This is a genomic window from Bradyrhizobium sp. CCBAU 11357, from assembly GCF_028128865.1.
Classification (GTDB): Bacteria; Pseudomonadota; Alphaproteobacteria; order Rhizobiales; family Xanthobacteraceae; genus Bradyrhizobium.
The window spans coordinates 175,282-187,892 of the sequence record NZ_LBJW01000107.1; the positions used below are offsets into that span (position 1 = coordinate 175,282).

A 12,611-nucleotide genomic window follows, 5' to 3' on the forward strand; every position below is an offset into this window, starting at 1 on the left:
CATGACACGGCGGACCATGATCGAGGCGATTCGCGACGCGATGGATGTGATGATGTCGTGCGACAACGATGTCGTCGTGTTCGGCGAGGATGTGGGCTATTTCGGCGGTGTGTTTCGCGCCAGCCAGGGTCTACAGGCGAAATACGGAACGAGCCGTTGCTTCGATACCCCGATCAGCGAGCTCGGCATCGTCGGCATCGCGGTGGGCATGGCAGCTTATGGCCTGAGACCCTGCGTCGAAATCCAGTTCGCCGATTACATGTATCCGGCTTACGACCAGATCGTCTCCGAGGCCGCGCGGCTACGCTATCGGTCGAATGGCCAGTTCACCTGCCCGCTCGTGGTGCGCATGCCGACCGGCGGCGGCATCTTTGGCGGGCAGACGCACAGCCAGAGCCCGGAAGCTCTGTTCACCCATGTCTGCGGCATCAAGACCGTCGTGCCATCGAACCCGCACGACGCCAAGGGTCTGCTGATCTCCGCCATCGAGGACCCCGATCCCGTGATCTTTCTCGAGCCGAAGCGGCTCTATAATGGTCCATTCGACGGGCATCATGACCGGCCGGTGACGCCGTGGTCGAAGCATGATCTCGGCGAAGTCGACGACGGACATTTTGCAATTCCGCTCGGTAGCGCCGCGATCCGCCGGCACGGCGAGGCCGTCACCATCCTCGCCTACGGCACGATGGTTCATGTCGCCGAGACCGCCGCGACCGAAGCCGGTATTGATGCCGAGATCATCGATCTTCGCTCGCTGCTGCCGCTCGATCTCGACACCATCGAAGCCTCGGTCAAGAAGACCGGACGCTGCGTGATCGTGCATGAGGCAACGCTGACCTCCGGATTCGGTGCTGAGCTCTGCGCACTGGTCCAGACGCGATGCTTCTATCATCTGGAAGCCCCCATCGCGCGGGTCGCCGGCTGGGACACGCCCTACCCACACGCACAGGAATGGGACTACTTTCCGGGCCCGGCGCGAGTCAGTCGTGCGCTGATCGAAACGCTGGAGGCTTGAAATGGCCGAGCGCGTGGTCAAGCTGCCCGACGTCGGCGAAGGCATTGCGGAAGCCGAGCTCGTGGAATGGCACGTGAAGGTCGGCGACGTCGTGCGCGAGGACGCCGTGCTCGGCGCAGTCATGACCGACAAGGCGACGGTGGAAATTCCCTCGCCCGCCGAGGGACGGGTCATCTGGCTCGCCGGCAGTGTGGGCGACGTTCTCGCCATCGGCTCGGACTTCGTTCGGCTGGAGGTCGACGGCAAGAGCGCGCACGCGACGGAAGCGGTGAAGCTCGCATCGTCCGCGGCAAGCGCTTCGGCCAAAAAGTCTGATCATGCCGCAAGCGCCCCGCGCGTGCCGGCGAGCGAGCCGCCCAATGCGCGGAGGACGCAGCCATCGGCGGCGCTACTCCGCCACGCAAGCGATCGACCTTTGGCCGCCCCGGCGGTTCGGCTCCGCGCGCGGGAAGCAGGCATCGACTTGCGTCAGATTCGCGGAACGGGCCCGGCCGGGCGGGTCACCCACGATGATCTTGACGCCCATTTGGCGCGCGGTGATATCGGAACGACAGCGACGCCGTATCCCGCGCAAACCGCGGTGACCGACGTCAAGATCGTCGGCTTACGTCGCAAGATCGCCGAGAAGATGTCGATTGCGAGCTCGCGCATTCCGCACATCACCTATATCGAAGAGGTCGATGTCACTGCGCTCGAGGATTTGCGCGCGAAGCTCAACAGCCAGAAGCAGCCGGGCAGGCCCAAACTGACATTGTTGCCGTTCCTGATGCGCGCCATGGTGCGCGCGATCACCGGGCTGCCGCATCTCAATGCCCATTTCGACGACGAGGCCGGGATCGTTCACCAGCACGCGGGCGTTCATATCGGGATTGCCACGCAAACGCCGACCGGCTTGGTGGTCCCCGTCGTCCGGCATGCGGAAGCGCGCGACCTTTGGAATTGCGCCGCCGAGGTCGCGCGGATCGCGGAAGCGGCGCGAAACGGCAGCGCCACCCGCGACGAACTCACCGGCTCGACCATCACGATCACGTCGCTCGGCGCGCTGGGCGGGCTCGCGACGACGCCCATCATCAATCATCCGGAGGTCGCAATCGTCGGTGTCAACCGCATCGCCATCCGTCCGCATTGGGATGGCGCCGTCTTCGTTCCGCGTCAGATGATGAATCTGTCGTCCAGCTTCGATCACCGGGTGATCGATGGGTTCGATGCAGCCCAGTTCGTGCAGCGGATCAAGACACAGCTGGAGACACCGGCCATGATCTTCATTGACGCATAAGACAATGACCGAAATCACCTGCAAGCTCCTTGTCATCGGCGCGGGCCCCGGCGGCTACACCTGCGCGATCCGTGCCGGCCAGCTCGGCATCGATACGATCATCGTCGAGGCCGAAAAGCCGGGTGGAACCTGTCTCAATGTCGGCTGCATTCCTTCCAAGGCCTTGATCCATGCGGCCGGTGAGTATGAAACCATTGCGCGGGCCGCCGATGGCAAGAATGCCTTTGGCATTTCCGCTGCGTCGCCATCACTCAACTTCGCGAGGACCATCGCCTGGAAGGATGATATCGTCAGGCGCCTGAACGGCGGCGTGGCTGGTCTACTGAAAAGAGCCGGCGCCAGATACGTGGCTGGTCGCGCTTCCTTTCGCGACGGCAAGACCGTCGAGGTCGAAACGCCATCCGGCCGGCAGGTGATCCGTGCCGAAACGGTGGTGATCGCGACGGGCTCCGAGCCGGTTGCGCTGCCGTTCCTTCCCTTCGGAGGCCGCGTGATCTCCTCGACCGAGGCTTTGGCGCTCACCGAAATCCCGAAGAAGCTTGTCGTGGTCGGCGGCGGTTACATTGGCCTCGAGCTCGGCACTGCGCTCGCGAAAATGGGCGCAGCCGTCACGGTCGTCGAGGCTGCGCCGCGCATTCTCCCGCAATATGATGTCGACCTAAGTGAGCCCATCGCAAGGCGCCTGACCGCGCTCGGAGTCACGGTTCTGACGGGCGCAAAGGTGCAAGCACTCGGCACGGAAAGCGCGGCGCTGGCGATCGAGACCGCGAGCGGGGAGCAGACGTCACTCGAAGCCGACAAGATCCTTGTTACGGTTGGCCGCAGACCCGCGACAAGCGGCTTCGGGCTCGAGATTCTCGATCTCGACATGGATGGACCTTTTATCAGAATCGACGACCGATGCCGTACCTCGATGCACGGCGTCTCCGCGATCGGAGACGTCACGGGAGAGCCGATGCTGGCGCATCGCGCCATGGCGCAAGGCGAAATGGTGGCTGAGATCGTTGCCGGTCGCCGTCGCGCCTGGGACCGCATTTCGATCCCGGCGATCTGCTTCACTGACCCCGAGATTGTCACGGTCGGCCTGTCGCCCAACGAGGCGAGCAGCAGGGGTTTCGACGTCAAGACGGACCTCTTCCCGTTCAAGGCCAACGGCCGCGCACTGACGCTGGATCGGGAAGACGGCTTCATCCGAACCGTCGCGCGAGCCGACAATCATCTCCTGTTGGGAATCCAGGGCGTTGGCGCCGGCATCGCCGAGCTCTCGGCAGCCTTCGGTCTTGCGCTGGAGATGGGCGCGCGCCTGGAGGATGTCGCCATGACCATCCATGCGCATCCGACCCAAGGCGAAGCCTTTCACGAGGCCGCGCTGAAGTCGCTGGGACATGCGATTCATATTTAGGCGTATAGGAACTCCCATGCCCCGCGCCGTGGCGGCGCCTCCCGTCGGGGGAATTGTGGAGTCCGGAACGGCATAGGCGTGCCCGCTGGCGGAAGAAGGCGTTCGACACCCGCTGCAAGCTGCCGGCACCGTGGTAATTCGGCATTGTTTTCTTCGGAATGCCCTCTCAACGGCAGCCAATGCGGCACAAACCCGCAAAGATCACCCGATGCCAATCGGGAGCTGTGCATGTCCCAGTCAGTACACGTTCGGGCCTTTCGCGACCTTGTAGGCGACCGAGGCGTCGTTGACGACCCAGAGGGGATCGCTACCTACACAACGGATCAACGCCAGCTCTTCACGGGGTCGACGTTTGCCGTGCTGAAGCCGGCCACGACACAGCAAGTCGCTGACGTGGTACGGCTGGCGGCGCACCACGGGATCGGAATCGTTCCGCAAGGCGGCAACACCAGCTATTGCGGCGGCGCTACGCCGGAAGCGTCCGGACGCCAGATTATCGTGAGCCTTGAGCGGATGGACAGGATCCGCGAAATCGATCCCGTGTCCATGAGCATCTCTGTCGATGGCGGCGCCATCCTGAAGAACGTCCAGGACGCCGCGGCGGCTGCCGGCCTTCTGTTGCCGCTCAGCCTCGGCGCGGAAGGCAGTTGCCGGATCGGGGGCAACATCGGCACGAACGCCGGCGGGCTGTCAGTCGTCAGGTACGGGATGACGCGCGATCTGCTGCTCGGGATCGAGGCGGTGCTGGCGGACGGCACGGTCGTCTCCGACATGCGCAAGCTGCGGAAGAACAACACCGGCTACGACGTCAAGCAGTGCTTCGTCGGAAGCGAGGGGACTCTCGGCATCGTCACCGGCGCAGTGTTGCGTCTCGCGCCCTTGCCGACCCGCCGCGCGACTGCCTGGCTGAAGCTCGCGAACGGGGCACCGCTCGCCGAGCTTCTCGCATTGGTCCGCCGCGAATCCGCAGACCTGCTGACCACGTTCGAATTCATGGCGGCCAGATCCATCGCGCTCGCGACCGAAGCAATGACCGACCCGCCCTCCCTTCGAACAAGCCCAGCAGGCGCCGTCCTCGTCGAGATCGCCTCTTCCTCACGGCATATCGATCTGGACGAACTGATGGAAGCCATTCTGGCCGAGGCGATCGAGTCCGGCTGGATCGATGACGCATTGCTGGCGCAGAGCGGATCACAGCGGACCGCGATGTGGCGGCTCCGCGAGACCATCCCCGAGGGCGAGAAGCGCCGGAACGGATCGGTCAAGCACGACATCTCGGTGCCGCTTTCCTCCATTCAGCGCTTCCTGGATCTGGCCGGCTCGCAGGTGCGATCGTATGACGCCGACCTCGAACTGTCCGTCTACGGCCATGTGGGCGACGGCAATCTGCACTACAACGTGCTCGTTCCTCGCGATGTCGACCGGCTGGACTTCACCAAGCGGATCGAAAGCAGCCTCTCGCTGCAACTCTACGACACGGCCGCGGCGCTCGGCGGCACGTTCAGCGCGGAGCACGGCGTCGGTCGTTTCAAGAAGCACCTTCTGGAGCAGTACGGCGATGTCGGGCGTATCGCGGCGATGCGCCGGATCAAGACTGCCTTTGATCCGGCGGACATCATGAACGCCGGCGCGGTCGTTCGTCCGTTGGGAGAGAAGTCTGCCCGTTGAACTATGGGCCGGCGAGCTAGCGATGCTTTCCAAACGGTGGGGCTTCGGCCGATGCACCTCGATCAGCCAAATCGTCCTGTGTCCATAAAGAAAGAGCCACTCCGAAGGAGTGGCTCGAGTTGGGGAGGAAACGCTCCTTGGGGACTGTAGGGTCTGACTTCCGGCTCGATCTTCAGATCGCGGAGATATCCAGCTTCGAGCCGTCGGTCAGACGCGACAGCCGGAACGGTGCGGGATCGACGCAAGGCGTGTCGTTGACGACGAGCTGTGCGGCCAGATAGCCGAGCCCCGGGCCCAGACCGAAGCCGTGACCCGAGCAGCCCGCTGCGAGGACGAGGCCCTTCACCCCGTCCACCTGCGACACAACAGGCACTGCATCGGGCGTGCAATCGACGAAGCCGCCCCAGGCGCTATCGATCTTGATTTCCCCGAGTTGGGGGAAGGTTTTCCGGACACTCTCCACCACTTGGCTCACCAGCCATTTCAAGGGCGGAGGATCCAGCACGCGATTCTGTTCGAAGATCCGATCGTCGTCGGTCAGCAGCGCCGACATCGAATCCGGCCCCGAAACGAACGATCGGCCGACGCCGAGCCTGACGTTCTTCAGCCGACGCAAGAACTGAGGCATGAATTCCCGGCTGTACCGGATAGCCTGGGGCGTGATTTCGAGGTTCGCCTTGCCGCTGATCGCAAGCGTATAGCTGCCGTCCAGTCGGCGCGTGATCGTGCAGTAGGGTGTCGAGACCGCCTCGCCGATGTTGATTGTCGGGGTAGAACGCAGCGCGGTCTGCCGGATGCTCGCCTGGGGGAAACTGATCCCGAGCGGCCGAAGCAAGCGCGACGACCAGGCGCCGGCGGCGCACAGCACCGCGCTGGTTCTGATATAGCCCTTCTCCGTCTGCACGCCCGCGATCTTGCCGTTGGCCAGGTCGAGCCCCCGCGCGGCGCATTCCTGGTGGATTGTGGCGCCCAGAGTTCTGGCCCCCTCGGCGATAGCCGGCGCGGCGAGCGCAGGCTCGGCCTTGCCATCGCGGTCAGAATAGGTCCCGCCGACCCATTTGCCGCGCGCTTCGGGGACGCGCTCGGCCACCTCCGCCCGGCTCAGCACGCGGGTGTCGACGTCGTACTCCCTGGCGACCTCGCGCCACTTTTCCCAGCCGGCGAGCACGGCCTCGTCGTGGGTCGCATAGACGAGACCGCAGCGTCGAAATCCGAGGTCTCGATTGATATCGCGCGTGAGCTCGTCCCATAGCCGCATGGAGATCACCGAGAGCGGCAATTCGCGCCGGTCGCGGTTCTGCTGGCGGCACCAACCCCAGTTTCGGCTCGATTGCTCACAGGCGACGTGGCCCTTCTCGAGCAGCGCCACAGAGAGGCCGCGCTTCGCCAGGTAATAAGCGGCCGTAGAACCGAGGATGCCGCCGCCGACGATGACGACGTCGGCCGCGGCCGGAAGACGCTCATCGCTGTGAATGCGCTCGACGTGGGGCGACATGCTCCAACGACCCTCGGCTGCCAAGAATGCGGAAGCAAAGTTCCGATCAGCCCTTTGTTGCATCGTGCGCGCGATAGAATGTGCTGAAATCATCTCGGGCTTCGCAACATGTACGGTTTTTGGCCGCTTGAGCGATACGAGCTGCTCAATGGCTTGGCCGACGGCGATAGGCGTTTGTTCCGATCGCAGGCAGACGTCTAGCCTTCGAGGTCGTGAGCGGTGCCGGCATCCATGGATGTGCCGGGTTCGAGCAGCACGACCTCACAGATGTCGTCCAGCGCGACGGGGCAATGTTCGACCCCGTGGGGGACCACGATGAACTCGCCTTGCTCGACGATCTCGTCCCGATCGCGGAATTTCATCAGCAGGCGGCCCTTGTGCACCAGGAAGAGCTCGTCACTGCTCCTGTGAAAGCGCCAGGCGAACTCGCCCGCAAACTTGGCGAGCTTGATTTGCATGTCATTGATCTGCCCGGCGATCTTCGGAGACCAGGTCTCCTTGAGCTGCCCGAACGAGCCGGCCAGGTTCGTCTTGTGGAGCGGCGAGAGATGCCGATTGAGCGCGGCCACGTCCCGAATGATGGCTCCGAGCTGGCGAGCGACGTCCTTGTCGTCCGCAGGATACTTGCCGTCCAACGCTGCCGTGCCGATGGTGAAGCCGGCGGCGCCCGCGTCCTTCAAGGCGGCGATCCGCTCGGGCGTATCAATCGAGCCGGCCACATAGACGGGCTTGGACACCGCCGCGCAGACCGCTTTGATGAGGGACGGGACGTCTTCCTTGGAGCGATAGGCGAGCAGGTCGAGGCCGTGCACGCCCTCCCGCACGGTGAGCGCCTTGGCGCTTTCAACGATCTCCTCAATGCTCCCTTCGAGCACGCTCGGGTGACCCGTGATACGACCCGGGAAGGGACAGTATTGAATGTTCGTGCCGGCAAGGATCGGCAGGACGTCGTCAACACGTGTGCCGCCGAGCAGGACGTCAACGCCGATTTCGATTGCCGCCTTCGCCGAAACGATCTCACTCTGCTGGTCGAGTGAAACGACTTCGAGATAGGAGGTCGCGCCATCTGCCTTGATGGCCTGGTTGAGCACTTTGAGCCGGTCGATCGGCAGGCCGACGTCCTTGAAGCCAATGTGACGAACGCCGAGGCCCAAGGCGGTCTTGAGCTGTTCCGAAGCGTCCTCGACGGTACGATCGTTGCGCGTAAGCATGAAGATGAAGCGAAGGCCCATTAGACTATCCTCCTTTGGTTTTAATCTGCGCGGCGACGAGCCTTCGCGCGTAGGCCAGCGCGGTCTCGAAACTTCCAATATCGGCGATGCCTCGGCCTGCAATGTCGAACGCCGTGCCGTGGTCAGGGCTTGTACGGACGAACGGCAGGCCGAGTGTGATGTTGACACCCTTTTCGAGGCCGAGATATTTCACGGGGATCAGGCCCTGATCGTGATATTGGGCGACGACCACATCGAAGCGGCCCTTGCGGGCCTGCATGTAGACGGTGTCGCCGGGCCAGGGGCCGCTGGCGTCGATGCCCTCGGCGCGTGCCGCCGTGATTGCGGGACCAATGATCCGGATTTCCTCGTCGCCAAAGAGACCGCCTTCGCCGGCATGGGGGTTGAGCCCCGCGACCGCAACGCGCGGTGCCGCGATTCCGAGGGCCTTCCCACCCTCGTTTGCGAGCCGAATGGCCGACATCTGCGCGTCGAAATCCGCTTCGTCGATGGCTTTGCGCAGCGACGTGTGGATCGTGACGAGAACCGTGCGGATATCGTCGTTGGCCAGCATCATCGCGACGCGCTTCGCACCACCATACTCGGCGAGAATCTCGGTGTGCCCGGGATAACCAATGCCCGCGCTTGCCATCGCTTCCTTGTTGATCGGTGCGGTGACGATGCCGCTGACCTTGCCGGTTTTGGCTGCCGCGATGGCGGCGACGACGGCGTCGAAGGAAGCTTGGCCGGACATGGCGCTGACGCTCCCGAGCGAAGGTGGCGCGATGATCTGCGTCGCTTCGACCACCTCGATGGACCGCGGCTCGAAGCGCGCCTCTTGAGCTTCGGCGATGCGCTTGACCTTGAGGCCGAGACCCAGACGACGGACGATATTCTCCATCACGACCGAACTGCCGAAGACGACTACGCTTTCACCGCCCTTGGCCAATGTCTTCGCCACGATCTCCGGGCCGATGCCTGAGGCATCGCCCATGGTGATGGCGAGGGGAGCGATTTGGGTCATTACAAAACCTTTTCTGACACCGATGCGCAGGCGCGAAGCCGCGCGACCGCACGACGCAGCGTATCGTCGTCGCCAAAGCCGCCTGCCTTCATGGCGATGAGCAGCTCTCGTCCGTTCGCGAGGGACGCGCGGCCAAGCGGAAACCCCGGCTCGAGCTCCTGCAGAATCTCGAACGCAGAGATGTCCAGGCCAACGAGGATCGCTTCCATTGTTTCCCCGCCAGTGGCCATCACCACGTCGAAATGCTCGTCGACGATCTTTCGTGCCGCAGCCTGCGCAATGTCGCGCAGGATAGAACTGGGATCGTCGATACGTTCCAGCGGCGCTCGTAACAAGGCAACACCGCGCCCTCCCCCGACCTGATCGGCCTGACGATGGCTGCGCGGGTTCGCGCTGCCGACAACGACAAGAATCTCGCGGCTCCCGGCCATCGTCACGTCAGACGCAACCTGAACCGGCGCAAGCCGCTTGGCCAGAGCCAGAGCCATGCCCGGAGAGCCAAGCCACAGGATCGACTCCGGATCCGGCAATGCAGCAATCTTTGCGTCGAGCTCGTCCTGTGTCGCAGCATCAAGGATGACGACATTGCCGATGGAGGACGGGACAAGCTCAACCAGCCGCGAGTGTCGCGCCGGATGGACGGGATCGCGACCATAGCCGGTCTCCGCGACCGGGATGCCATCGACAAGCTGAACGCCGCTGACGGTCGTACGCCCTGCGCCCGGAAATGCAGGTGCGAAGACCAGCAGCTTGCGGCCGCTTGCGGTGAACGCCGCTTCCATCTCGGCCTTCACATGCCCGCGAAGAGTCGAGTCCACGGTCTTGTAGAGGACGTCCCGTGAAGCGAGTTGCTTGGCAAGGTCTGACACTCGCCCTGCGGCTTGCAGCGAAGCGACCGACCGCGATCCACTATCGACCGCTACGATCGCCGCCTCCTCTGGCGGCAGTCGGTGTCGGCCAACGACGGCGCGGAAGCCCCGCTGCACAAACGGAGCGGCCCCATCCGCGGCGCTGGTCAAGTCGTCCGCAAGAATACCGATTAAGTGTTGGCCATTGGTTCGCATGGGTCAATTATGCAAACCAAGTCCAGCATGAAAAGCGTTAGTTTCTGCGCATGATTGGTGATATGAAATCACCAATGAAGCGATCAGAAGTCCCTTCCCTGGACGACTTACGTGCGTTCGAGACCACGGCACGCCTCGGGTCTGTCCGCTTGGCCGCAGACAGCCTCGCCTTGACCCACGGGGCCGTGAGCCGCCGCATTACCAAGCTGTCCGAAGATCTTGGCTTCAAACTCTTCGAAAGAAGCGGACGTGGCTTGCGCCTCACTGCCGCGGGAGAGGCGCTCAACCTCACGCTCGGCCGGTTCTTCACGGAGTTGGCCACAACCGTCGAGAGCTTGCGGGCTGCCAACGCTCGGCAGAATTCCCTCGTTCTCTCATGCGAGCCCTCAGTGGCTATGCGCTGGCTTATTCCACGACTTGCGAATTTTCAGGCCGTCCATCCCGACATCGCTCTCCATCTCTCTGTCGCCGGCGGCCCTGTCGAGTTTCGCCGCGACCGGATCGATCTCGCCATTCGCCGGCTCGACTTTGCGCTTCCAGATGCCTGGCATGTCCGGCGCCTTTTTCCTGAAAAGGTAGGACCGGTCATGAGTCCTCAACTCGAGTCGGCGTTTGCTTCCGGGGAGTACATCGCCTTGGGATCAAAGACGCGGCCGGACGCCTGGTCGCGCTGGCTTTCCGTCCACCCGTCAGTGCGCCGCCCCACGGAGATTCGCTTCTACGACCACCACTTCCTGATCGTTGAAGCCGCATCAGCCGCGTTGGGTGTTGCCCTCAGTCCGTGGGTCCTTGCGACCGACGGCATCGATCAAGGGCGGCTCATCGCTCCTGCCGGTTTCGATCCCGACGAAAGCCATTACGGGCTCATCTGGACGGGAGAACATGAACTGTCGGGGGCAGCACGCCATCTTGCTCAATGGCTGCAAGAACAGTGCAAGAGCTTCATTTAAAGCGCGATGCCTCAGCGTTTCGGAGCCGATATTGAGCTATCGGTAAAATCCGAGAACTGCCTTCGTCTCGAGATATTCCTCCATGCCCTCGATGCCGTATTCGCGGCCGTTGCCGGAGCGTTTGTAGCCGCCAAAGGGAGCATTGGGGTCCCAGTCGGGATGGTTGAGATGCACTTGACCCGACTGGATCCGCCAGGCGACGGTCCGCACCATCTCCATATCGGTGCCCTGCACATGGGCGCCAAGTCCGTAGACGGTGTCATTGGCGATCGCGATCGCCTCGTCCACGGTATCGTAGGGAATGATCGCCAGCACCGGGCCGAAGATCTCCTCCTGCGCGATCCGCATGTCGCGACGGACGTTCGAGAAGATGGTCGGCCGCGCATAGAAGCCAATTTGAAGGTCGTCGGGCCGACCTCGCCCGCCGATGACGAGCTTGGCGCCTTCATCCAGGCCGACACCGATCATGGTCTGCACGCGCTCGAACTGCGGCCGATTCGCGATCGGGCCATGGGTCGTGCTTTCCGCAAGCGGATCGCCCACCACCAATTCGGAAGCGGCCGCCGCCGCCAGGATCTCGACCTTGTCCAGCTGTGAGCGGGACACAAGCATGCGCGTCGGAGCGCTGCAGGATTGGCCGAGATTGCGGAAGGCGGCGCCGACGCCGAGCGGAATAGCACGGCTGAGATCGGCGTCCGGCAAAATAATGTTCGGCGACTTGCCGCCGAGCTCCTGGGCGACGCGCTTGACGGTGGGCGCCGCCGCCTGCGCGACGAGAACGCCGGCCCGGGTCGAGCCGGTGATCGAGATCATGTCCACCTGCGGATGCGACGCCAGACGAGCGCCCACGATCGGACCTGTTCCATTGACGAGGTTGAAGACGCCGGGCGGACAACCGGCATCGTCCATCACCTCAGCGAATAGCAAGGCGCTCAGCGGCGATAATTCGCTCGGCTTCAACACCACGGTGCAACCAGCCGCGAGCGCGGGGCCGACCTTGGCTGTGATCTGGTAGAGAGGCCAGTTCCAGGGGGTGACGAGACCGCAGACACCGATCGCCTCGCGCAAGATCGCGGTGCTGCCGCGTGGGGTGACGAAGGGATAGTTCGCAAGGTTGTCGCGGGCGACACGGATATGCTCGGCCGCCAGCGGCACCTGGGCTCGGCGCGCATAGGTGATGGCAGCTCCCATCTCGCACGTGAGGACCTGCGCGAACAACTCCAGCCGCCGGAGGAGCAAACCATGAACCCGGTCGAGCAGCGCCGCTCTTTCAGCGGGCGATGTCATGGACCAGCCGGCGAAGGCTCGTCTGGCAGCTGCTATGGCGCAGTCCGCATCATCGTCATCGCCGAGCGCAATCTCGGCGATCGACTGCTCCGTCGCCGGATTGACGACGGTTGCTGCTGCCACGACTGATCCGACCGGCTTCCGCCATCCTCCGTCGATGTAGAATTTTCCGAGGAAGCCGGCTTCCGTCAGGTGTCGAAGGGGCGAGGTCATTGGAAG

General features: G+C 63.6%; 10 protein-coding genes. 5 read left to right on the forward strand and 5 right to left on the reverse strand.

Going from position 1 to position 12,611, the window contains the following annotated elements; translation table 11 throughout:
* The first annotated feature begins 1 nt into the window (after window position 1).
* The 4 genes from XI05_RS26205 to XI05_RS26220 all read left to right on the forward strand — a co-directional run bounded on the left by XI05_RS26205 (window position 2) and on the right by XI05_RS26220 (window position 5,361).
* A complete protein-coding gene (locus tag XI05_RS26205) occupies window positions 2-1,015 on the forward strand; it encodes an alpha-ketoacid dehydrogenase subunit beta (RefSeq protein WP_271507162.1) in 1,014 nt (337 codons plus the stop codon).
* Between the two features lies 1 nt (window position 1,016).
* Window positions 1,017-2,291, forward strand: a complete 1,275-nt coding sequence (locus XI05_RS26210; protein WP_271507163.1) for a dihydrolipoamide acetyltransferase family protein — start codon at window positions 1,017-1,019, stop codon at window positions 2,289-2,291.
* Between the two features lie 4 nt (window positions 2,292-2,295).
* The gene (lpdA, locus tag XI05_RS26215) at window positions 2,296-3,693 is read left to right on the forward strand and encodes a dihydrolipoyl dehydrogenase (protein WP_271507164.1); all 1,398 of its coding nucleotides are present in this window, start codon (window positions 2,296-2,298) and stop codon (window positions 3,691-3,693) included.
* Between the two features lie 228 nt (window positions 3,694-3,921).
* Entirely contained in the window at window positions 3,922-5,361 is a 1,440-nt protein-coding gene (locus XI05_RS26220) for an FAD-binding oxidoreductase (RefSeq protein WP_271507165.1), read from the forward strand.
* Between the two features lie 172 nt (window positions 5,362-5,533).
* On the opposite strand, the gene XI05_RS26225 is transcribed toward XI05_RS26220, so the two are convergent.
* The 4 genes from XI05_RS26225 to XI05_RS26245 form a co-directional block, all read right to left on the reverse strand.
* Window positions 5,534-6,856: an NAD(P)/FAD-dependent oxidoreductase gene (locus tag XI05_RS26225; RefSeq protein WP_271507167.1), complete on the reverse strand. Its 1,323-nt coding sequence runs from the start codon at window positions 6,854-6,856 to the stop codon at window positions 5,534-5,536.
* 197 nt (window positions 6,857-7,053) lie between these two features.
* The gene (locus tag XI05_RS39560; RefSeq protein WP_333940005.1) at window positions 7,054-8,088 is read right to left on the reverse strand and encodes a cupin domain-containing protein; all 1,035 of its coding nucleotides are present in this window, start codon (window positions 8,086-8,088) and stop codon (window positions 7,054-7,056) included.
* 4 nt (window positions 8,089-8,092) lie between these two features.
* Window positions 8,093-9,091 carry a 4-hydroxythreonine-4-phosphate dehydrogenase PdxA gene (gene pdxA / locus XI05_RS26240; protein WP_271507170.1) on the reverse strand — a complete coding sequence of 333 codons (999 nt, stop codon included), beginning with the start codon at window positions 9,089-9,091 and terminating at the stop codon, window positions 8,093-8,095.
* The gene (locus tag XI05_RS26245) at window positions 9,091-10,155 is read right to left on the reverse strand and encodes a four-carbon acid sugar kinase family protein (RefSeq protein WP_271507172.1); all 1,065 of its coding nucleotides are present in this window, start codon (window positions 10,153-10,155) and stop codon (window positions 9,091-9,093) included. The genes pdxA and XI05_RS26245 overlap by 1 nt, the downstream gene beginning before the upstream one ends.
* Before the next feature lie 74 nt (window positions 10,156-10,229).
* On the opposite strand from XI05_RS26245, the gene XI05_RS26250 reads away from it, so the two are divergent.
* Window positions 10,230-11,105, forward strand: a complete 876-nt coding sequence (locus XI05_RS26250; RefSeq protein WP_271507175.1) for a LysR family transcriptional regulator — start codon at window positions 10,230-10,232, stop codon at window positions 11,103-11,105.
* 36 nt (window positions 11,106-11,141) lie between these two features.
* On the opposite strand, the gene XI05_RS26255 is transcribed toward XI05_RS26250, so the two are convergent.
* Entirely contained in the window at window positions 11,142-12,605 is a 1,464-nt protein-coding gene (locus XI05_RS26255; protein WP_271507177.1) for an aldehyde dehydrogenase family protein, read from the reverse strand.
* Window positions 12,606-12,611: the final 6 nt, after the last annotated feature.

Excerpts from the sequence above, each read along its gene's own strand:
- lpdA (WP_271507164.1), top strand. The coding sequence starts at position 2,296 with ATGACCGAAATCACCTGCAAGCTCCTTGTCATCGGCGCGGGCCCCGGC.
- XI05_RS39560 (WP_333940005.1), bottom strand. The coding sequence starts at position 8,088 with ATGGGCCTTCGCTTCATCTTCATGCTTACGCGCAACGATCGTACCGTC.
- XI05_RS26205 (WP_271507162.1), top strand. The coding sequence starts at position 2 with ATGACACGGCGGACCATGATCGAGGCGATTCGCGACGCGATGGATGTG.
- XI05_RS26225 (WP_271507167.1), bottom strand. The coding sequence starts at position 6,856 with ATGTCGCCCCACGTCGAGCGCATTCACAGCGATGAGCGTCTTCCGGCC.
- pdxA (WP_271507170.1), bottom strand. The coding sequence starts at position 9,091 with ATGACCCAAATCGCTCCCCTCGCCATCACCATGGGCGATGCCTCAGGC.
- XI05_RS26220 (WP_271507165.1), top strand. The coding sequence starts at position 3,922 with ATGTCCCAGTCAGTACACGTTCGGGCCTTTCGCGACCTTGTAGGCGAC.
- XI05_RS26210 (WP_271507163.1), top strand. The coding sequence starts at position 1,017 with ATGGCCGAGCGCGTGGTCAAGCTGCCCGACGTCGGCGAAGGCATTGCG.
- XI05_RS26255 (WP_271507177.1), bottom strand. The coding sequence starts at position 12,605 with ATGACCTCGCCCCTTCGACACCTGACGGAAGCCGGCTTCCTCGGAAAA.
- XI05_RS26250 (WP_271507175.1), top strand. The coding sequence starts at position 10,230 with ATGAAGCGATCAGAAGTCCCTTCCCTGGACGACTTACGTGCGTTCGAG.
- XI05_RS26245 (WP_271507172.1), bottom strand. The coding sequence starts at position 10,155 with ATGCGAACCAATGGCCAACACTTAATCGGTATTCTTGCGGACGACTTG.